16 protein-coding genes are annotated in these 20,533 nt (G+C 65.8%); 8 read left to right on the top strand and 8 right to left on the bottom strand.

All coding sequences use genetic code 11. The features are described 5' to 3' along the window. Positions 1-218: 218 nt before the first annotated feature. From BZG29_RS11085 to tssA, 7 genes are read left to right on the top strand one after another with little or no spacing between them, the layout of a single operon-like run. On the top strand, positions 219-1,061 hold the full coding sequence (locus BZG29_RS11085; RefSeq protein WP_077402306.1) for a M15 family metallopeptidase: 843 nt from the start codon (positions 219-221) through the stop codon (positions 1,059-1,061). 11 nt (positions 1,062-1,072) lie between these two features. Beyond that, on the top strand, positions 1,073-1,342 hold the full coding sequence (locus tag BZG29_RS11080) for a PAAR domain-containing protein (RefSeq protein ID WP_077402302.1): 270 nt from the start codon (positions 1,073-1,075) through the stop codon (positions 1,340-1,342). Positions 1,343-1,373: 31 nt separating this feature from the next. Further along, positions 1,374-2,810 (top strand): hypothetical protein, encoded by a 1,437-nt coding sequence (locus BZG29_RS11075; protein ID WP_077402298.1) that lies wholly within the window; start codon positions 1,374-1,376, stop codon positions 2,808-2,810. 53 nt (positions 2,811-2,863) lie between these two features. Further along, the gene (gene tssM / locus BZG29_RS11070) at positions 2,864-6,628 is read left to right on the top strand and encodes a type VI secretion system membrane subunit TssM (protein ID WP_077409061.1); all 3,765 of its coding nucleotides are present in this window, start codon (positions 2,864-2,866) and stop codon (positions 6,626-6,628) included. Beyond that, on the top strand, positions 6,625-7,608 hold the full coding sequence (tagF, locus tag BZG29_RS11065) for a type VI secretion system-associated protein TagF (protein ID WP_077402295.1): 984 nt from the start codon (positions 6,625-6,627) through the stop codon (positions 7,606-7,608). Before tssM ends, tagF begins: the two co-directional genes overlap by 4 nt. Before the next feature lie 2 nt (positions 7,609-7,610). Next, positions 7,611-8,423, top strand: coding sequence for an OmpA family protein (locus BZG29_RS11060; RefSeq protein WP_077402292.1), 813 nt, complete (start codon positions 7,611-7,613; stop codon positions 8,421-8,423). Between the two features lie 48 nt (positions 8,424-8,471). Continuing rightward, positions 8,472-9,509: a type VI secretion system protein TssA gene (gene tssA / locus BZG29_RS11055; protein ID WP_077402289.1), complete on the top strand. Its 1,038-nt coding sequence runs from the start codon at positions 8,472-8,474 to the stop codon at positions 9,507-9,509. Between the two features lie 13 nt (positions 9,510-9,522). Here the strand turns inward: tssA and tssH are convergent, their stop codons facing one another. The 8 genes from tssH to BZG29_RS11015 all read right to left on the bottom strand — a co-directional run bounded on the left by tssH (position 9,523) and on the right by BZG29_RS11015 (position 18,896). Continuing rightward, positions 9,523-12,183, bottom strand: a complete 2,661-nt coding sequence (gene tssH, locus BZG29_RS11050) for a type VI secretion system ATPase TssH (RefSeq protein ID WP_077402286.1) — start codon at positions 12,181-12,183, stop codon at positions 9,523-9,525. A 53-nt stretch (positions 12,184-12,236) separates the two neighbouring features. Then, on the bottom strand, positions 12,237-13,322 hold the full coding sequence (tssG, locus tag BZG29_RS11045) for a type VI secretion system baseplate subunit TssG (RefSeq protein ID WP_077409060.1): 1,086 nt from the start codon (positions 13,320-13,322) through the stop codon (positions 12,237-12,239). Next, a complete protein-coding gene (tssF, locus tag BZG29_RS11040; RefSeq protein ID WP_077402283.1) occupies positions 13,286-15,130 on the bottom strand; it encodes a type VI secretion system baseplate subunit TssF in 1,845 nt (614 codons plus the stop codon). Before tssF ends, tssG begins: the two co-directional genes overlap by 37 nt. A gap of 2 nt (positions 15,131-15,132) precedes the next feature. Next, on the bottom strand, positions 15,133-15,624 hold the full coding sequence (tssE, locus tag BZG29_RS11035) for a type VI secretion system baseplate subunit TssE (RefSeq protein ID WP_035817453.1): 492 nt from the start codon (positions 15,622-15,624) through the stop codon (positions 15,133-15,135). Positions 15,625-15,729: 105 nt separating this feature from the next. After that, positions 15,730-16,221: a type VI secretion system tube protein Hcp gene (locus BZG29_RS11030; RefSeq protein ID WP_035817450.1), complete on the bottom strand. Its 492-nt coding sequence runs from the start codon at positions 16,219-16,221 to the stop codon at positions 15,730-15,732. A gap of 33 nt (positions 16,222-16,254) precedes the next feature. After that, on the bottom strand, positions 16,255-17,739 hold the full coding sequence (gene tssC, locus BZG29_RS11025; protein WP_077402280.1) for a type VI secretion system contractile sheath large subunit: 1,485 nt from the start codon (positions 17,737-17,739) through the stop codon (positions 16,255-16,257). 1 nt (position 17,740) lies between these two features. Further along, positions 17,741-18,250, bottom strand: coding sequence for a type VI secretion system contractile sheath small subunit (gene tssB / locus BZG29_RS11020; RefSeq protein ID WP_077402277.1), 510 nt, complete (start codon positions 18,248-18,250; stop codon positions 17,741-17,743). 73 nt (positions 18,251-18,323) lie between these two features. Continuing rightward, positions 18,324-18,896: a hypothetical protein gene (locus BZG29_RS11015; protein ID WP_150130864.1), complete on the bottom strand. Its 573-nt coding sequence runs from the start codon at positions 18,894-18,896 to the stop codon at positions 18,324-18,326. A 289-nt stretch (positions 18,897-19,185) separates the two neighbouring features. On the opposite strand from BZG29_RS11015, the gene tssK reads away from it, so the two are divergent. Continuing rightward, the gene (gene tssK, locus BZG29_RS11010; RefSeq protein ID WP_077402273.1) at positions 19,186-20,532 is read left to right on the top strand and encodes a type VI secretion system baseplate subunit TssK; all 1,347 of its coding nucleotides are present in this window, start codon (positions 19,186-19,188) and stop codon (positions 20,530-20,532) included. Position 20,533: the final 1 nt, after the last annotated feature.

Genomic DNA, 20,533 nt, shown 5'->3' with positions numbered 1-20,533 from the left:
TGTGCGCTCCTGTAATATTTGCAAGACTTTACGCTATTCAACAAAATCATGACGCGTGCCATAAAATCAACAGTGCGCACCCCCCGCACAATTGAAAAAAGCCGCCCTTAATTATCAGTTTTGTAAGATATACTTCCAGGCAATATCCATCGCAGCCCTGTTTTTCCCGATGGACAGCACCGTTCCCCGCAGCCAAACATTTCTTGATTGAGGTTAGCGTGTTCCTACTCGCGGTAGCGCTGTATTTCATCCTGGCATGCCTGATCAGCTGGCTGATCCTGTTCCCTGCCGGGCGCGATTTCGTGCTGCACGCCGTCGATGGCGCGGAGCAGCGCCTCGCCGCGTGCCTGCAGCGCGTGGCCAGGCGCCGGCAGACGGGCATGGCCAGCCTGGGACAGCGCAGCAGCGCACTGTGGGCCCGCACTGCCGACTTGCTGCGCCGTCATTACCTGCTGTGTCTCGCGGGTGTGGCTGCGCTCAGCCTGCCGACCCTGCTGGCCCTGATGGCCGACAGCAAATCCATGCTGGGCGCCTACGATGTATCGACGCGGGAAATGAATACACAGGTCGCCAGCCTGCTGCAGGGCGAACAGCTGGTGCCGCCCGTCGACCTGCCGCCGCTCGTGTTTGCTACGGAAGAAGTGCGCCAGGAGCGCCCGCTGCTGGTATCGGCCAGCCGCAACTGGACCTTGCTGAATGTGGAATATGCCCAGCGCTTGCTGCTGGTCTTCAAGATCATGAAGGAAAAACATGGCTATGAGATGGCGCTGCTGGAAGGCTACCGCAGCCCCGAGCGGCAAGACATGTTGGCGGGCATGGGTCCCAACGTCAGCAACGCGGCCGCCTTTCAAAGCTGGCACCAGTACGGTCTGGCGGCCGACTGCGCCTTCCTGCGCAATGGCAAGCTGGTCATTTCCGAGAAGGACCCGTGGGCCATGCGCGGCTACCAGCTGTATGGCGAAGTGGCCGAATCGGTCGGCATGACCTGGGGCGGACGCTGGAAAATGATGGATTTCGGGCATACCGAACTGCGCCTGCCCGGCGTAATGAAAAAACACTGAGGGGAGCGCGTATGGCGGGTCCGGTAATCAGATTGGGCGACAAGACATCGCATGGCGGCACCGTGCTGGAAGCATCGGCGGTGAGCGACAGCGGCGGCATCGGCATGGCGCGTGTCGGCGACAAGGTCGCCTGTCCCCTGCCCGGCCATGGCGTCTGCCCCATCGTCAGCGGCGACTCCAGCTTCATCGTCGATGGCAAGCCCGTGGCGCGCCACGGCGACAAGACCAGCTGCGGGGCGCTGCTGATCGCCAGCCAGCAAGCCACCATCGACCAGGCATGACGGCCCTGTCCATACGCGGAGGAGCCCGCTGATGCGCCCCTGGTTGCGACGCTGCCTGCTGACCGTGTCCGTCTTTGCCCTGAGCTGGACAGGCGCCATCGCCTATTGGCGCGACAGCACGCGCATGCCGACGCCGGGCGAGCTGGCCGGCGCCATGCTGGCACTGCCGCTGGCCCTGCTGTTGATGCTGTGGCTGGGTAAAAAACTGCTGGCCAGGCTGCTGGCCGGGCCAGCCCTGGCGGCGCCGGGTCTTGCCGCACCACTCCAGGCCGAGGCGGCGACACCTCCCACGGCACCGTTGCCGCTGCATATCGTGGCGGCCAGCCTGCGCATGCCGGGCGGCGCCACGCCGTCAGAATTGCTGGCCGCCATGCGCTCCCGCCAGGCCCGCCCCGCGCTCGACGGCCAGTTGCTCGATGAAGACGGCTATCCCCTGCTGTGCGGCAGGGTGGACGGCATCGACGAAGAAGAGCAGCAGCAAGTGCTGGCCGCCTGGCTGCGCGAGCACCCGCAGGCCGGCCTGGCCAGCGAACCGTTTCCCTTCAATCCGGAAGACGTGCGCGCGCTGGCCCTGGGCGCCGAGGTGCTGGCCGAACTAGTGGACGAAGCCCTGCAGCATGCGCTGTCCGCAGGCGCACCGGCCTCGCCGGCCAGCGCGCCGCCCATGCTGCGGCTGCACCTGCTGATGCCGGCCTCGTGGAGCACCGCCCAGCGCCAGGCCGGCGACGCCTGGCTGCGCCACCTGGCGCGCGAGCAGGGCTGGCCAGCGAAGAATTTGCTGCCGTCCGCCGAACCGGCCACCCGGCCACCGGCGCCGTTTGCCCTGTTGAACCAGCTTGCCGGGCACGCGGCGCCGCCGCAGCCGCCCGGCCTGTCCATCGTGCTGGCCTGCGATTCGCACCTGGGCGAGCTGCGCGTGCATGTCCTGGCGAGCCAGGGCCAGCTGTTCAGCGCCACCCAGGCGAACGGACAGATTCCCGGCGAAGGCGCGGCCGGCCTGCTGCTGGCCATCCCTGGCGCGACGGCGCCACCGGACGAGCCGGCGCCAGTCGTGCTGCACCGCGCCGCCACGGGCGAACTGCCGCAAGGAGCCAGCCAGCGGGGATCAGCCGACAAGAGCATGCTGGCGGACCTGGGCAGGCAGGCGCTGGCGGCAGCCGGCGAGGATGCGGCGGCCGGCATCGCGCTGGTCAGCGCCGATACCGACCAGCGCGCCAACCGCATGCTCGAACTGATGCAGTGCACCGGTGCCATCTTGCCCCAGCTGGACCTGGGCGAGCAGGTGCTGGGCGTCGGCACCGCATGCGGCCAGTGCGGCGCCGTCACGACGCTGGCCGCACTGGCCATGGCGCGGCAGGCGGCGGCCGACGACGGCGCGCACGTTTTATGTCTCAGCAACCTCGATCCACTGCAGCGCGGCGCCCTCGTCATTGGTCCGCCCGCGAAAAACAGTCACAGCACCACCTGATACAGCGACGTCCCATTCACGCACCTTAACGGTTTGCACACTATAAAACTATGATGCAACGATTCTGGCACTCCCTGACTTCACGCACCAGCCTGCTCATCCTCGGCATCGCGGCCGCCATCCTGCTGCTGTTCGCCTGCGCCCTCATTTTCGACTGGCCGGCCATCCAGTTGCTGCCCTTGCTGGCCGCGGCGGCACTGCTGGGCGCCATCGTGTGGTGGCTGCGCCGTCGCCGACGCCGGCGCGAAGGCGCCAGCTTCAACAGCATGCTGGAGCAGCAGGCGGCCGGCGCCGCGCCCAAGGCCGGTCCGGTGCAGCGCGAGGAAACCGAAGCCATCCGCAAGCGCATGCTGGAAGCGATCAATACCATCAAGACATCGCGGCTCGGCCAGCTGTCGGGCGATGCCGCGCTGTATGAATTGCCGTGGTACATGATCATCGGCAATCCCGCCGCCGGCAAGAGCACGGCGATCGCCAATTCCGGCCTGCAGTTTCCTTTTGTCGACAGCAAGATCGTGCAAGGCATGGGCGGCACCCGCAACTGCGACTGGTTTTTCACCACGGACGGCATCCTGCTCGACACGGCCGGGCGCTACGCCGTCAACGACGAAGACCGCGCCGAATGGTTCGGCTTTCTCGGCCTGCTGAAAAAGCACCGCAAGCGCGCGCCGATCAACGGCATCATCATCGCCGTCAGCATTGCCGAGCTGACCGGCAGCAAGCCCGAATTCGCCATCGACCTGGCCAAGAACCTGCGCCAGCGCGTGCAGGAACTGACGGAGAAGCTGGAAGTCCATGCGCCCGTGTACGTCGTCTTCACCAAGGCCGACCTGATCACCGGCTTCAGCGAATTTTTCCAGGATGCCGAGCGCGCCGAACGCGACAAGGTCTGGGGCGCCACCCTGCCCTACAGCGTCAACAGCTCGAAACAGGATGTGCTGGAGCAGTTCGACCAGCGCTTCGATGAGCTGTATGATGGCTTGAAGGACCTCAGCCTGGCCAATATGTCGCTGCTAGGACGCGAGCGCATGCCGCCCGGCGTGTTCACCTTCCCGCTGGAATTCAGTTCCGTGAAGGGACCGCTGCGCGCCTTCATCGCCACCCTGTTCGAGGAAAATCCCTTCCAGTTCAAGCCCGTCTTCCGCGGTTTCTATTTCACCAGCGCGCTGCAGGAAGGCGCTTCCGTCTCCGCCTCGTCGGAACGGGTGGCGCAGCGCTTCGACCTCAAGCCGCAGCAGCAGGAACACAAGGCGGTCCAGGCCCAGGACCAGCACGGCTACTTCCTGCTGAACCTGTTTCGCAAGGTAATCTTCGCCGACAGGGAACTGGTGGCGCAATACGCCAGCCCGCGCAAGACGCGCTTGCGCTATGCCACGTTTTTCACCGCCATCGCGCTGGCCGGCCTGGCGCTGGGCGGCTGGAGCTGGTCCTACCTAGCCAACCGCCAGCTGGCGGCCAACGTCCAGGCCGACCTGGAGCAAGCCATCAAGGTGCAGGACCAGCGCCTGGATCTGCAGTCGCGCTTTCAGGCCCTGGAAATCATGCAAGACCGCATCGAGCAGCTGGAAGCGTACCGCAGCAAGCGGCCGCTGGCGCTCAGCCTGGGCCTGTACCAGGGGGACTTGCTGGAGCGCAAACTGCGCGAAGAGTATTTTTCCGGCCTCAAGGAAGTCATGCTCGCGCCGGTGGCGCAGTCGCTGGAGTCGTTCCTCGCGGAAGTGAACGCGGGCGCCGACCGCCTGCAGCCGCTGACGCCGGCACCTGCCGGCACGACGGCCGCTGCCACAGTCGGCACGGCAGCCGGTACGGCGGTCGGTACGACAGGCCAGCCCTTCAAGGATGCCGCGCCGACGAATGTGGAGGATGCCTACAACGCCCTGAAAACCTACTTGATGCTGGGCGACAAGTCGCGCGCCGAAGCCGGCCACCTGAACGACCAGCTGACCCGCTACTGGCGCGGCTGGCTCGACGCCAACCGGGGCAACATGCCGCGCGAACAAATGATCCGCAGCGCCGAGCGTCTGATCTCGTTCTACCTGACGCAGATCGACGACCCGTCCTGGCCGCAGATCGAGAACAAGCTGGCCCTGGCCGACCAGTCGCGCGACAGCCTGCGCCGCGTGGTGCGCGGCATGCCGGCGCGCGACCGCGTGTATGCGGACGTGAAGGCGCGCGCCGCCACGCGCTTCCCGTCGATGACGGTGGCGCGCATCGTTGGCGAGCAGGACAAGGAACTGGTGCTGGGCAGCTACGCCATCCCCGGCACCTTCACGCGCGACGCGTGGGAAAAATACATCCAGCAGGCGTTCCAGGAAGCGGCCAACCGCGAATTGCAAAGCGCCGACTGGGTACTCAAGACGGCGTCGAAGGATGACCTGACCCTGGAAGGCAGCCCGGAACAGATCCAGAAGGCGCTGGTGGAACTGTACAAGACCGATTACGCGAGGGAGTGGCAGAAATTCATCCAGGGCGTCAGCATCCGCGAATTGAACGGTTTCGACAACGCGGCGCAGGCGATGAACCGCCTCGGCGATCCGCAAGCCTCGCCGCTCAACAAACTGATCGAGACCGTGTACCAGGAAACCTCGTGGGACAACCCTTCGCTGCTGGGCCAGGGCTTGCAGCGCGCCCAGCGCGGGGCGATGGACTGGTTCCGCGAAACGGTGCTGCGCCAGAAGCCTGCCGCCGCGGCGGCGGGCCAGCCCGGCAGCGCCATGCCGATGGGGCCCGTCGGCCGCGAATTTTCCGGCGTGGCGCGCCTGGTGGTGGCGCGCGACAAGGAAGCCTCGCCCATGCGCGGCTACCTGGCGGCCCTGTCGAAGCTGCGCGTGCGCTTCAACCAGATCAAGAACCAGGGCGACACAGGCCCCGGCGCCAAGCAGTTGATGCAGCAGACGCTCGATGGCAGCGGCTCGGAGCTGGCCGACGCGCTGAAGTACGTGGACGAGCAGATGCTGACCGGCATGAGCGACCCGCAAAAGCAGGCCATCCGCCCGCTGCTGGTGCGCCCGCTGATGCAGACCTTCGCCGTCATCGTCAAGCCCACCGAGACGGAGATCAACAAGGTATGGCTGGCGCAGGTGCTCGAACCGTTCCAGAAAACCCTGGCGCCGAAATATCCGTTCGCGCCCGACTCGCGCATCGAGGCGAGCAATGCCGACATCGGCCAGGTATTCGGCCCGGAAGGCGCCATCGCCAAGTTCTTCAACACCACCATCGGCCCGCTGGTCGTGCGGCGCGGCGACGCCATCAGCGCCAGGACCTGGGCCGCGATGGGTATCACCCTGGCGCCGCCGGTGGTGGCCAGCCTGCCCGGCTGGGTCGCCCCGCTCAGCGCCAACGGCGTGGCCACGGCGGCCGGCGCCGCCGAAGCGCAGACGCGCTTCGACCTGCAGGCGCTGAGCGCGCCCGGCGCCGCCGAATATACGATCGAGATCGATGGCCAGGCGCTGCGCTGGCGCGGCCAGCCGCAGCCCTGGGTGCACATGGTCTGGCCCAACCCGCAGGGCGTGCCCGGCTCGCGCATCAGCGCCATCACGCCGGAAGGGCGCACCGTGGTACTGCTGAACGAACCGGGGCATTTCGGCCTGAAGAAGATGATCGACTCGGCCAGGCGCACGCGCAAGGAGGGCGGCGTATTCGAACTGAGCTGGGAGAACGGCGGCGTCACCGTGATGGCCAACCTGAAGATCGTGGCCGCGACCGCGCCGGCCGCCGCCTCCGCCGGCAACCAGGGTTTCCGCGGCCTGAAACTGCCGGAATCGGTCGTCATCGGCGCGCCGGAAACGGCCACCGCCATCGCCGGGAACACGCCATGAGCCGCCCTACCGTTACCCAGATCGGCTATTTCGGCAAGATCCCCAGCCGCGGCGACTTCATCAAGCATGGCGACAACCCGGCCCTGCTGAAGATGCTCGATGAGTGGCTGGCCAACGCGATGGAGCTGATGACGGCCGATGCGCGCTGGAAGCTGACCTACGACGCGCTGCCGCCGCTGCATTTCGCCTTTATCGGCCCGCGCCGCGGCCGCGCCATCGCCGGGCATATCGCCGCCAGCAGCGATGCCTCGTCGCGCCGCTTTCCCTTCCTGATGATGGGCGCCATGGAAGTGGCGCAGCCGGCCGGCTTCGTGCCGACCAGTCCGCTGGTTCTGTCGCGCCTGTGGAACCGCCTCGATGCCCTGAGCGCCGAGATGTGCGGCGCGGCGGCCGGCGCCGCGCTGCCGGCCGCCGCCGCGGGCGCCAGCATCGAACTGGACTTGCGCGGCAGCGCCTACGATGCGGCCTTCGACGATTTCCTCGGCTTGCAGACTGTGGGCGCGCTCGACGCCCTGCTGGCGCCCACGGGTTTTGGCGGTTCCGTGCGCCAGGTGCTGCTGGCCCTGGGCATGCTGCTGCAGCCCGTCATGGCCAGCAGCTCCAGCCGGCTGGAAAAAAGCCTGGAACTGCCGCTGCCGGCCGACCCGCTGTACCGCAACCTGGTGGCGGCCTTCTGGATGCACCTGATCGCCCCGTTCCTGGCGCGCGCCGACTTCGAACTGGCGCTGTTCATCACCCGCATCCGCGGCCGCCATGCGCTGGTGCTGGGCTTTTGCGGCGCCTCGGCGCAGACCCTGCACGCCATCATGGAACCGCAGGCGGCGCTGGAACACCACATCGCCTTCGACGACCTGGCCTGGGTCGAGGAGCACGCCAACAGCGACTACGCCATCAAGAAAGCCTCGAGCTACCTCGCGCAGGCCAACCTGTCGCTCAAATCGGCGCACGACACGTTTCGTGCCGCCTTCATCGGGACCTGATCATGCGCCACATCCGCCTTGCCATCCTTCTCAGCCTGGTATTCGCCCCGGCCGGCGCCAGCGCGCAAAGCGCCGCCGCGCCGGCGGCCGCTGTCTCGGCGCCCGCCGCCGCCACGCCGCAACCGGGCCAGGTCCTGGCCAGCGGCACGGTGCCGGACGAAGCGGCCAAGGCCGCGGTGCTGGTGCGCCTGCGCGAACTGTATGGCGCCGACAAGGTGGTCGACCAGATCGCCGTCGGCCAAGTGGCGCAGCCGGCCAACTGGAACGCCTATGTGCAAAAGCTGCTGACGGCGGACCTCAAGCAGATCCGCCGCGGCCAGCTGAAGATCGAAGGCAGCGTGGTCAGCGTGCGCGGCGAAGTGGCCAACGAAGCGCAGCGGCAAAAGATCGCCAGCGACTTCGCCACCAGCCTCAATCCCACGTACACCGTCAACAACGGCTTGCGCGTGTCCGCCTCCGACCAGAACATCCTCGACGGCACGCTGGCCAACCGCACCATCGAATTCGAGAGCGGCAAGACCACGCTGACGCCGTCTGGCCGCGCCATCCTCGACGAAATGAGCGCGGCGCTGCACAAGCTGGCGGGCCGCAAGGTGGACATCATCGGCCACACCGACAACCTGGGACTGCGCGCCAGCAACCAGAACCTGAGCCAGGCACGCGCCGAGGCGGTCAAGACCTACCTGGCCGGCAAGGGCATCGACGGTGACCTGCTCAGCGCTTCCGGGCAGGGTCCGGACCGTCCCATCGCCAGCAATGACAGCGCCGATGGCCGCGCGCGCAACCGCCGCATCGAATTTCGCATGGTCCAGTAAGACCGCCACGCCTCCCGCAAGCTATCCGCCCCACTGCCGAGAACACACATGATTTCAGCCGACCAGCTCCTGCTTCCCATCAGCGCCGAACAGCCATGCGGCGTCGACCTGTCCTTCTCCACCGACTTCGACACCATCGGCCAGGCGCGCAAGTTCGACGACCCCACGCTCGACCAGGGCGAGTGGGTCACCGACCTGAAGGAAGCCGACTGGGCCTTCGTACTGCAGCGCTGCGCCACCCTGCTGGGCGAGAAGAGCAAGGACTTGCGGCTCGCCGCCTGGCTGGCCGAAGCTTGCGCCAGGCAAGACCATTTGCGCGGCCTGGGAGAAGGCTATCGCCTGCTGGCCGGCCTGCTGCGCCAGTACTGGGACCTGGGCCTGTACCCGCAGCCCGATGGCGACGACCACGAGCAGCGCATCGGCAACCTGAGCTGGATCCTGGCGCGCACGCCGTCCCTCGTGCGCGCCATGGCGCTGACAGACAAGCAGTCGGGCGGCTGGTCGACAGTCGACTTCGAGACGGCGCGCAAGCGGGCCGCCAGCAACCAGGACGGCGTCAACGGCACCAGGCTGGTGGACATGGAGGCGGCGCGGCGCGGCACGTCGGCGCAATTCCGCGCCGCCTTTGCGGCCGACGCCCAGTTCTGCCTGGATGCGCTGGCCGAGCTGGAACAGGCGGCCGATACCCGCCTGGGCCGGGATAGCCCGGGCTTTTCCATGGCGCGCGAGGCGCTGCAGGCGATGCAGCTCGCCCTGCCTGCCGCCGCCACGGCCCTTCCTGCCTCCAGCGGCGCCGCCGCGCCGATACCGGCTGGCGGCCAGACGGCGGTGGCCGCCGTGCCGGCGCTGCCGCCGGCGGCGCCCGGCGAGCTGCAAAGCCGCGCCCAGGCGCTGGCGCAGCTGCGCCAGGTGGCGCAGTACTTCCGCCAGACGGAACCGCACAGCCCCGTCTCCTACTTCGCCGACAAGGCCGCCAACGCCGGCGAACAGAATTTGCACGAATGGCTGCGCGGCGTGGTCAAGGACGGCGCCTCCCTGGCCCACATCGAGGAGCTGCTGGGCATCGCGCCCGGCAGCGGCCACTGAGCCGGCTAGACGCCTATTTGATCGTATACCGGAACTGCCCCTGCTTGCCGGCGCTGGCCTTGATGCGGCTGATGCCCTGCCCTTCCGCCATGCGCGCCAGCACGGCTTCGGCGATTTCCGGCAGCAGGCTGCCATTGAGGATCTGATCGACATTGCGCGCGCCCGAATCGACTTCGGTGCAGCGCGCCAGCACCGCCTCGACCAGCGCCTCGTCGTAGAGGAACTCGGCCTGGTGATTGGCGGCGATACGCGCGGCGATCCGGCCCAGCTTCAGGCCGATGATACTGGCCAGCACATCGTCGCCGAGCGGATAGTAGGGAATCACTTTCAGGCGCCCCAGGAACGCGGGCTTGAAGACCTTCAGCAGCTGCGGGCGGATGGCCAGCTCCAGCTGCTCCGGCGTCGGCAGCTGCTCTTGCGGCAGGTTCAGGCACGCCTGCATCATGGTGGCCGACGCCACGTTCGAGGTCAGGATGATGATCGTATTCTTGAAATCGATCTCGCGTCCCTCGGCATCGTCCATCACACCCTTGTCGAAGACCTGGAAGAACAGCTCCATGACATCGGGATGCGCCTTTTCCACCTCGTCGAGCAGCAGCACGCTGTACGGATTGCGGCGCACCGCCTCGGTCAGCACGCCGCCCTCGCCATAGCCGACATAGCCGGGCGGCGAACCCTTCAGACCCGACACGCTGTGTGCTTCCTGGTATTCGCTCATGTTGATGGAAATGAGCTTGCGTTCGCCGCCGTACAACACGTCGGCCAGCGCCAGCGCCGTTTCCGTCTTGCCGATGCCGGACGGGCCGACGAACAGGAACACGCCCTTCGGCTTGTCCGGGTCGTCCAGGTTGGCGCGCGCCGTGCGCACGCGCTGCGCCACCGCCTCGATCGCGTGGGGCTGGCCCAGCACGCGCTCCTGCAGCAAATCCTTCAGCCGCAGCACCGTCTTGAGTTCATCCTTGACCATCTTGCCCAGCGGGATACCGGTCCAGCCGGCGACGATTTCCGCCACCACGTGGCCGTCGACCTGCACCGGCACCAGCGGCGTCTCGCCCTGCAGCGACGCCAGTTCGGCCTGCAGCGCCAGCAGCTCGCGCCCCTGGCCCGCGTCGGCCGGCTTGCCCTCCTCGAGCTGCCGGCGAATCGCCTGGATCTGTTCCGACAGCGCCTTTTCGCTATCCCAGCGCGCGGCCAGCTGCGCGTGTTCCTGCGTGGCGGCGCCGCGTTCAGCGTCGAGCTGCTGCAGCCGCGCGCCATGGCGCGCGCCGCCGCTCTCCTCGCGCGCCAGGGCCGAGGCTTCCGCATCGATGCGTTCGCGCCGGCGCGCAACGCTGTCGAGCAGGGCCGGCGTGGCGCTCTGCCCCAGCGCCACCCTGGCGCAGGCCGTATCGAGCACGCTGATGGCCTTGTCCGGCAGCTGGCGCCCGGCGATGTAGCGGTGCGACAGGCGCACGGCTTCGGTGATCGCCTCGTCGAAGATGCGCACCTTGAAATGCTGTTCCATCAGCGGCGCCATGCCGCGCAACATGGCGCACGCCAGCTCTTCGCTCGGTTCCTCGATCTTGACGACCTGGAAGCGGCGCGCCAGCGCGGCATCCTTTTCAAAATATTTTTTGTATTCGCCCCAGGTGGTGGCCGCGATGGTGCGCAGCTCGCCGCGCGCCAGTGCCGGCTTCAGCAGGTTGGCCGCATCGTTCTGGCCGGCGCTGCCGCCGGCGCCGATCATCGTGTGCGCCTCGTCGATGAAGAGGATGATGGCGTGCGCGCTCTTGCCCACTTCGGCGATGACGTTTTTCAGGCGGTTCTCGAACTCGCCCTTGACGCTGGCGCCGGCCTGCAGCAGGCCCATGTCCAGCGTGTGGATTTCCACGCCCTGCAGGATGTCGGGCACGTCGCCCTGCACGATGCGCAGCGCCAGGCCCTCCACCACGGCCGTCTTGCCGACCCCGGCCTCGCCCGTCAGGATGGGATTGTTCTGGCGCCGCCGCATCAGGATATCGATCGTCTGGCGGATTTCCATGTCGCGCCCGATCACGGGATCGACCTTGCCGGCGCGCGCGCGCGCCGTCAGGTTGACGGTGAACTGGTCCAGTGCCGGCGTTTTCGACGCCGCCGCCGCGCCGGCCAATTCCCCCACGGGATCGCCGCCGGCGTCGCCCGCCTCCTCCTGCCCTGCGGCCGCCTCGCCGGCTTCCTGCGACCCATCGGTCAGCTTGTCGAGTCCGTGCTTGATCTCGTCGAGCTTGAATTCGTGGAACAGCGCCGAGCCCCGGTAGGCCAGCTGCGCCAGTTCCGGTTCGGTCAGCAGCGCCTGCAACAGGTGACCGCTGCGGATGCTCACCTGCCGCCCGGCCCGCAAATCGAGCGAAGCGATCAGCCAGGCATGCTCGAACAGTTTCGGCAGGCGCACGGAAAACACGGGCGTACGCGCATTGCCCGTCTGCAGGCGCGCCACTTCGGCGCGCAAATCCGCTTCCAGCATGCTCACACTGACGCCGCTCCTGCGGGCAATCAGCACGAAATCGCTGCGCGGCTGCTCCAGCAGCGCGAGGAAGACATGCTCCAGGTCGACTTCATACTGCCCCAGGCCGACGCACAGACTGGCCGCGCGCGTGGCGGCAGTGCGGCAGGTGTCGTTCAACTTGCTGATCAGGGTTTTCAGGTTGATGCTCATGGGGCGGCGGTCCTTCTCGGGTGATGGTTGACGAAATCGGTGGAGTGGCGCGCTCAAGCCGGCGCATGCAGTTCATAGCGGACATCGGCGCGGTCGCGCGCCTCGCCGCCGGTGATCAGGAAACTGTCCCAGCCCAGGCGCCCGCCGCTGCGCGGCACTGCCAGCGCCATGCCCTGCACGTCGGCGGCGCGCAGCACCAGCTGCACTTCGTATTCCAGGCACAGGCCGGTGAACATGGCGAGCATCTTCTCGAGCGCGAGGGCGGCCGCGCCGCCGGGCAGGAAAGCGTCGAAGTGGCGGCGGGCCAGGGGGCCGATAGTCAGCCGCAGGCGCAAGTCGCGCTGCCAGACGCGCGCACCGACCATGGCGGTGGCGCCCAGCACGGCGTTGCTGCCGCCCAGCGTGCTTTGCTGCTCGCGCGGCACTTCATACCAGCAGCCGACAAACTGGCTGACGGCGATGCGCTGCCCGAAATACTCGGACAGCACCTGGCCGATCATCACGGCCGACGGCGGCCGGTGGCGCATGGCGGAGGCAAAGTAGCCCACCGATTCGTCGAGCACGCCCGTGCCGTCCCCCGCCAGGCGCTGGCGCAGCGAGGCGTTGCCCAGCCCTGCCAGCGACAGCAGCAGCGGCAGGAACTGGTCCTTGCCGTCGAGCTGATATTTGAGCTCCAGCCGGTACTTGCGCCACGCTTCATAGAACAGGGCCAGGGCGCGGTTCGAGAACGTGTCGAGGAAGGCGCGCGGCCCCTCGTCCTTTTCATACAGCTGATGCGTGGCGATGCGTTCCGTATAGTGCAGCGGCAGCGCGCCGGCGACGCCGAGAAAACCCATGAAGGCCGGCGTGACGCGCACGTATTTCAGCTGGGCGCTGCGCAGCGCCGCGCCCAGGGCGTTGGCGTCCGTGGCCAGTTCGCGCGGTTCGGGCGCCAGCGCTTCGATCTGGCTGGGGGCGAAGTCGAGCGAGACGGAATTCTGGAAGCGCAGGAAACTGGCCACCGCATCGTCGTGCGGCAAGCCATTGCGCCTGAGCCAAAGCTCCAGCATGCGTACCGCCTGGAAGTACTGGAAGCGGCAAGGCTGGGCAAACAGGCGCTCGATTACACTAGGCTCGAATCGCCGCTGCGTGGTTTGCATCGCCACAGCTCCTCTCCTGATTTTTTTGCCAGCACCACCAGCTGCGTAAAGCTGTTCGCATGCACATACAAGCCCAGGAAGCACTCGATCACATGCGCAAAGGCGTGGATGCCGCTGCCGACGAAGGCCTCTTCATCTATCGTCAGCCGCACTTCGACGCCGCGCACCAGGCAAGCGAAGGGATTGCCTGGCAGCCAGGCATTGGCGGCCTGGTGGGCGATGGCCGTGATGCCGCGGATTTGCCGCTGCGACGTGGCCGAGCGCGGCAAGTCGTACAGTGCCAGCATTTCCTGGAACGCTTCCAGGCCGCTGCCGGCCAGCGACAGGTGATTCAGCGACAGATGCGAAATCAAACGCCAGTGGGCGCCCCTTCCCCGTTCGAAACGGTGCGACTCGCTGGGTTTGCGCAGCAGGCTGATGCTGCGCACGCTGGAGCCGCCTTCGAGGAACAGGTCGCCGCCGTGCAAGCCGTAGGTCAGCTGCGCCGGCAAGTCGCGGTTGGTGCAGCTGAGCTCCAGGCTGAGCGTGTCCGTTTCCACCGCGGCCGGATCGAAATCGATGTCGACGATCGAGATCTGCATCTCGTAGCCGGGACTCTTGCCGGCGATGATCTCGTCGCGCCGCATGACCCAGTAGTGGCCATCCCTGGCCGGGGTCTCACCATGGCGCAGCGAATAGAATGGGCGGAATTCCACCACGGATTCGCCCTGCGGCGTCTGCCGCACCAGCTTGACCGAGTCGATGGCCTGCACCTCAAACGCATACGCACGGCGCGCATCGGCCAGCACGGGATAGCTGGCGGCCGTGTGCGTGAGGCGGATGGGCTCGCCGCGTTGGCGGAACAGGTTGACCACCGGCGTGCAGCCCAGCAGCAGGTTGTGCGTGTTCATCGTCCCCAGCAGGCGCGCCGTGTTCGAATCGGTGCGCAAGCCGCTCAGCGCCAGGTGCAAGGTGATGCGGCGGCTGCCGGACGGCAGCGCGGCGCACAGCGCACCCAGGTCGATGTCGAAGAAATTGAATTTTTCGGGAAAGCAGAAATACTCGGTCAGCAGCCGGTAGGCCGGATGCGAGCGGGCGGAAAACGGGATCAGTGCATCGTCCTCGGCAAAGCCGGCGCTGCGCACGGGAATGCCGTCGAGCGCGACCCAGCTGCCGCTGCCGTCCGCCTCGGCATAGGCCTTCACGGTGCGCATGAACAAGGCGTCGCGCAGCGCCGCGCAAAACGAGGGCTGGCCATCGATGAACACGCGCAGCGACGCCAGTCCCAGCTGGCCCAGCGACAGCTGCGCGGCGCTCGACTCGATGGTGATGCGCACGCCCGAGGTGGCATTCGCCGGCAGCAGCACCTGTTCCGGCGCCTCGATGATGGCGGAAAAAGCCGCATGCGTGAGCGCCAGCGGCGCCACCGTCACGGGATAGGCGGTACGGAAGGTGCAGGCCACGCCTTTCACGGGGCGCGTCGTCAGCTCCGTGCCGCGGGCGATTTCCGCAGGCGCCGTCAGCTGCGCCGCCGCAGCGCCGTAATCCATGCGCGCGATCGAGCACGAGGGAAACGGCCGCAGGTAGTGCGGATACAGCACTTCGAACAGCGCTTCGGTAAATTCGGGATAATCGTCGTCGATGCGCTTCGAGATGCGCGAATTGAGCAGCGCAAACGACTGGATCATGCGCTCGATGTGCGGGTCTTCGCACACCTCGCCGCCCATCAGCAGGCGGCCGGCGATCTTCGGGTAGCGCTCGGAAAACTCGCGCGAATAGCGGCGCAGGAAACCCAGTTCGCGCTCGTAATAGGGCAGCAATTCGTCCAAGGTCAGGCTCCCGTGGACGCGGCGCGGCGTCCCTTGCTGATCGTGTAATGCAGGCTGGAAGGCTGCAGGATGGCGTCGAAACTGACCGGTTCGTGCGCCGCATGCACCACCAGCAGCGCGCTGATGGCGAAATTGAGGCGGTTGATCGAGCCTTCCTCGATTTCCAGCGAGGCGCGCACCTGGCGCAAGCGCGGCTCGTGGCGGGCGATGGCCTTTTCCAGGCACTGGCAGATATAGGCGCGGTCGTCCGTGCTCGACAGGCTAAGCCCGGCGAAATCGTTCAAGCCGTATGTGATGATCGACTTGCCGCACTCGGGAAAGGGTTTGAGCAGCGCCTCGGGCAGCACGGCGCGCGTGTTGAGCAGCGCTTCGAGATCGCGCGCCACGGTGTCTTTCAAGTCTTCGAGCGAGAGGCGCGAGACGGTGCCGCTGGAGGCGCCGTGCACGGGCGTATCCATCAGGCGGTCGAACAGGCCCGGCGTAAAACCTTTCATGGGCTTCCCGTTTCATGGGTGGCGTGGACGCCGCTGCCGGCGGCCAGGAAAGCCAGCGGCGGCAGCGCGCCGCTGGCGTACGCGGTCAGATACGGTCAGAGTCGGTCAGGCCGTCTTGTTGGCCGACAGGTCCCAGCCGCCGGACGTGTTGCCGCCCGAACCGCCACCCACTTTTTGCTGCGTATACTTCCACTTGACCTTCGAATACTTGAGTGCCAGGTCTTCGCCGAGAATGTCGCCCGCGGCCACCGATGGCGCCACGCTGCTGATCATCACATTCTCCAGTTCGATCTCGAAGTACTTGATGCGCTCGCCCTGGCCATCGGCGCGCAGGAACTCGAGCTTGGCTTTCGGGATGGTCTTGCCAGAAGAGCAAGTCTGCAGCAGCAGGGGGCTGGCGAGATCGGCCATCTTGGCGATGACGATATCCTTGTGCTCGGTACGTTCGGCGGTATGGCCGCCGCCCGTCGAGGCGGTCGCCGATTTGGGTTGCAACACCTGCCACTGGACCGACTTGCATTCAATCCAATCTTTGTGGCTGTTATCCGTGGATTCGCCTTTGATGCCATCAATTTGCAAGTATACGTCGATTGCCATGTTATTCCTTTCAAGGGTGTGAAGAAAAATACATTACGATTTGGTCGACTGCGGAAGCTCCGCGACCAAACGGAGTGAAACGGACAATTCGTCGAGCTGAAAATGCGGACGCAAGAAGGACACGGCGCGGTACACGCCGGGCCGGCCCGGCACTTCCGATACCTGCACCGACGCTTCGCGCAGCGGAAACTGGGCCTTCTGTTCCTGGCTGGCGTTATCGTCGAGCAGCACGTACTGCGTCAGCCAGCGGTTGAGGAAATCTTCCACGTTGGAGGCGGCGGCAAAGCTGCCGATCTTGTCGCGCATCATGGCCTTCATGTAGTGGGCGATGCGCGACACGGCGAAGATGTATTGCAGCTGCGCCGACAGCACGGCGTTCGCGTTGGCGGCATCCGTATTGTATTTTTTCGCCTTCTGCGCCGATTGCGCGCCGAAAAACGCGGCATAGTCCGTGTTCTTGCAGTGCACGAGGGAAATGAAGCCCAGGTCGCTCAGTTCCTTTTCGCGACGGTCCGTGATCGCGATCTCGGTCGGGCATTTCAGCGCCACCTCGCCCTCGTCCGTCTTGAAGGTATGCGTCGGCAAGTCTTCCACCAGGCCGCCCCCCTCCACGCCGCGGATCGCCGCGCACCAGCCGTAATCCTCGAAGGCAGCCGTCAGCTTGGTGCCGAACGCGTAGGCGGCGTTGCACCACAGGTATTTCTGGTGGTCGGTGCCGTCGACGTCCTCGACGAAATTGAAGCCGTCGACGGTGGCGCCATCGAGCGGATTGAACGGCAGCCGGCCCAGGAATCGGGGCAAGGTCAGGCCCACATAGCGCGAATCTTCCGATTCGCGCAAGGATTTCCACTTCGCATACTCGACCGTGTCGAAGACCTTGGCCAGGTCGCGCGGCTTGCCCAGGTCGCTGTAGCTTTCCAGCCCAAACAGTTCCGGCGACGCGGACGAGATGAACGGCGCGTGCGCGGCGGCGGCCACATGCGACATCTGTTCGATGAAATACATGTCTTCCGGCTGGCGGCTGAATTCGAAGTCGCCCAGCAAGGTGCCGAACGGCGCGCCGCCAAAGGTGCCGAATTCCTCTTCGTAGACCTTCTTGAACATGGTCGACTGGTCGAACTCCAGCGCGCTCTGGAAATCCTTGACCAGTTCGCGCTTGGTCGCGTTCATCATCTTGATTTTCAGATTCGTGCCGGTGGCCGTGTTTTTCACCAGGTAGTGCAGGCCCGTCCAGCTGCTTTCCAGCTTCTGGAATTCGGGCGCGTGCATGATGGCGCTGAGCTGCGCGGAAATGAGCTGGTCCAGTTCGGCCACGCGGGCGTCGATGGTGGCGGCCAGGTTATTCGATACCACCACCGTGCCATCCATGACCTGGCTGACCAGTTCGGAAATCAGATCCTTGGCGCGGGCGTGTTCGACGCTGGACTTGGCCACCTTGCTCTGCTCGACGATCTGGTCGAGCAAGTCGATTTCGGCGGCGCCGGCGGCGCTCAGTGCGGGGGTCAGTTGTGCGGACATATCAATCTTTCCTGACGTGGGAATGTTGTTCCAGCTGGGCCAGTTTTTCCGTGCTGTTGAGCACGTCATTCAGGATGTCTTCCAGTTTGTCGTTGCCGGCCAGCTTGTTGCGCAGGTCGGCCAGCTTGGTGCGCGCCTCGAGCAGCTTGCGCAGCGGCTCGACCTGCTCGACCACCGCTTCCGGGCGGAAATCGGCGATCGCGCGAAATTTCAGCTCGACGCCGAACTGGCCGCCAGCGGCGCCCAGTTCATTCGGCACGCGGAAGGTGGCGCGCGGCTCGATGCCCTTCATCACTTCATCGAAATTATCGCGGTCGATATCGACGAACTTGCGGTCCTTCAGGCGCTTCTGTTCGAGTTCGGAATTGCCGCCGAAATCGCCCACCACGCCCACCACGAAGGGCAGTTCCTTGTTTTCGATGGCGTCGCCGATCTCGACGTCATAGGTCATCTGCACGCGTGGCGGGCGTACCTTTTGCAAGCGTTTCTGCACACTATCTTTTTTCGACATGACATCCCCTTCCCAAATATTGGCGGCATCGGCGATGCGCCTGTTGAACTGCGGCGTACCTGTGCCTGGCTGGCTACTTCAGGGCATTGAATGGATTGGCGCTGCCCTCATCGGCAGTGCGCTTGCTTGGCTGCTTGCGCGAAGCGCGCACGGGCGGCTTGTCCGGCGGCGGCACCAGCACGGTTTCGCCGAGGCTCTCGCGCAGCAGCTTGGCCAGGTCCTGCGATTCCGCGCGCAGCGGGCCGGACAGGTTGTTCTGGCGGCTCAGGTCGGCCAGCGCCCGCGTCGACAGGCGCAGGCCGCTGATGGCGATCACGCTGTTGGCCAGCTTGTCGGCAGGATCGCGCACCAGCACTTCCTGGGCATTGAGGATGGCTTCGCCATACTGGCCGGCATCGTAGCGGCTTTGCGCCATGCGCACCCAAGGCTGCTTGTCGGCTGGCGCCGCGGCGGCCGCCTCCTGCCACAGCGCCAGCGCCGCTGCCTTGTTGCCCGTGTCCACCGCCTGCGTGGCCTTGGCCATCAGCTCTTCCAGCGTCGGCGCCACGACGGGCGGCGGCTTGGCCACCGGCGCCGTACTGCAGGCGCTGAGGGCAAAAGCACAGGCGATAACTGCAAGCGTGCATAGCGAAACCGGGCGTGTCATGTTGAGCTTTCCTTCAAAAAAGAGGCGCATTCTGCGGATTGAAAAGTTGCTTTTTATAGTTGCTAATTGTTTATTTTTCGGAGCGTAACACGATTTGAAAATTCACTGCGTTCAATAGAAAATACGCGAAAACTCACACTACTCGCGTTAAAAACGTACAGTACGCACCATTCTTCAAGATAATGTTAAGGTTCTTGCAGTTGCGAAAAAAGCACCAAGTTGCGCGATGCGAAGCATGATTTTTAGTCGCTGCCGCGCGCCTCACTGTGTCTGGCATAGAGGGCAATCCATGAGCATGGCAAACAAATTGTTATGGGGCGAAGGGCTGTTCCTGCGGCCCCAGCATTTCCAGCAGCAAGACCACTACCACGAACAGCGCCTGCACGAGAGCGTCAAGGCGCTGCACCCGTACGCGTGGGGCGTGAATCAGTTGCAGATCGACCGCGATGCGCTGGCCAACAACAGCTTGCGCCTGCTGGAACTGTCGCTGGTCTTCCAGGACGGCGAAATCTACAACGCCGCCGGAAGCGATGACCTGCCCGACGCGCTCGACCTGGGCAACGTGCCGTCGTCGCTGCAATCGGTGACCTTCCACGCCGCCTTGCCGGCTTTCAAGCCATTCGGCGGCAACTTCGCCGCCAGCGGCCAGCCCAACAACGCGGCGCGCTACGCCCAGGCCAATCTCAGCACGCCGGACCTGTACACCCAGGCCGCGCAGGCCGAACTGACCTACCTGAAAAAAACCCTGCGTCTGGTCGCCGATGCCGAACCGCGCGATTCCTACGTCAGCTTCCCCCTGCTGCGCCTGCGGCGCCTGTCGACGGGCGGCTTCGAGCAGGACCCGGCCTTCGTGCCCCCCAGCCTGTCCATCCGCAGCGCGCCCCTGCTGTTCCTGCAGCTGCGCCGCCTGATCGACGCGCTGCAAGCCAAGGTCAACGCGCTGTATGGGCATCACCGCGAGCCGAGCAAGAGCGTGATCGAGTTCCGCTCCGGCGACATGTCCTCGTTCTGGCTGCTGCATACGGCCAGCGCGGCCTACGCCTCGCTCAGCCATTATTTCCATCATCCGGCGCTGCATCCGGAGCGCCTGTACGAACAGCTGCTGGCCCTGGCGGGCGGCTTGATGACCTTTTCACGAAGCCATGCGCTGGCCGACCTGCCGCCGTACCGGCATGCCGATCCCGGCCCCGCGTTCGCCCAGCTGCACGCCATGATCCGCGAATTGCTCGACACGGTGATCTCGTCGAAATACTTCGCCATCGCGCTGACGGAAACCAAGCCGTCCTACCATCACGGCAAGCTGGACTCGGAAAAGATCGATGCCAAGACGGCGTTCTACCTGGGCGTGTCAGCCGACATGGCCGGCGTGGAACTGGTCGACGTGGTGCCGCTGCGCTTCAAGGTGGGCGCGCCGGACGACGTGGAAAAATTCGTCCTGTCCGCCCTGCCCGGGGTGCGCCTGCAGCATGCGCCGCAGGTGCCGGCCGCCGTGCCGGTGCGCCCCGACATGTTTTATTTCACCATCGAGGCCAAGGGCCAGATGTACGAACGCATGCTGCAGGCGCAGTCGCTGCTGGTGTATGTCCCTTCCGGCATGCGTGAACTGAAACTCGAACTTGTCGCCGTCACTTCCTGAG

The sequence above is a fragment of the Janthinobacterium sp. LM6 genome (assembly GCF_002002885.1).
GTDB lineage: Bacteria > Pseudomonadota > Gammaproteobacteria > Burkholderiales > Burkholderiaceae_D > Janthinobacterium > Janthinobacterium kumbetense.
The sequence above is the reverse complement of the archived record's forward strand: the minus strand, read 5'-3'. Positions and strand labels throughout refer to the sequence as shown.

Excerpts from the sequence above, each read along its gene's own strand:
- tssC (WP_077402280.1), bottom strand. The coding sequence starts at position 17,739 with ATGTCCGCACAACTGACCCCCGCACTGAGCGCCGCCGGCGCCGCCGAA.
- tssK (WP_077402273.1), top strand. The coding sequence starts at position 19,186 with ATGAGCATGGCAAACAAATTGTTATGGGGCGAAGGGCTGTTCCTGCGG.
- BZG29_RS11030 (WP_035817450.1), bottom strand. The coding sequence starts at position 16,221 with ATGGCAATCGACGTATACTTGCAAATTGATGGCATCAAAGGCGAATCC.
- tssH (WP_077402286.1), bottom strand. The coding sequence starts at position 12,183 with ATGAGCATCAACCTGAAAACCCTGATCAGCAAGTTGAACGACACCTGC.
- tssM (WP_077409061.1), top strand. The coding sequence starts at position 2,864 with ATGCAACGATTCTGGCACTCCCTGACTTCACGCACCAGCCTGCTCATC.
- tssE (WP_035817453.1), bottom strand. The coding sequence starts at position 15,624 with ATGAAAGGTTTTACGCCGGGCCTGTTCGACCGCCTGATGGATACGCCC.
- tagF (WP_077402295.1), top strand. The coding sequence starts at position 6,625 with ATGAGCCGCCCTACCGTTACCCAGATCGGCTATTTCGGCAAGATCCCC.
- tssB (WP_077402277.1), bottom strand. The coding sequence starts at position 18,250 with ATGTCGAAAAAAGATAGTGTGCAGAAACGCTTGCAAAAGGTACGCCCG.
- tssG (WP_077409060.1), bottom strand. The coding sequence starts at position 13,322 with ATGCAAACCACGCAGCGGCGATTCGAGCCTAGTGTAATCGAGCGCCTG.
- BZG29_RS11015 (WP_150130864.1), bottom strand. The coding sequence starts at position 18,896 with ATGACACGCCCGGTTTCGCTATGCACGCTTGCAGTTATCGCCTGTGCT.
- BZG29_RS11060 (WP_077402292.1), top strand. The coding sequence starts at position 7,611 with ATGCGCCACATCCGCCTTGCCATCCTTCTCAGCCTGGTATTCGCCCCG.
- tssA (WP_077402289.1), top strand. The coding sequence starts at position 8,472 with ATGATTTCAGCCGACCAGCTCCTGCTTCCCATCAGCGCCGAACAGCCA.
- BZG29_RS11080 (WP_077402302.1), top strand. The coding sequence starts at position 1,073 with ATGGCGGGTCCGGTAATCAGATTGGGCGACAAGACATCGCATGGCGGC.
- BZG29_RS11075 (WP_077402298.1), top strand. The coding sequence starts at position 1,374 with ATGCGCCCCTGGTTGCGACGCTGCCTGCTGACCGTGTCCGTCTTTGCC.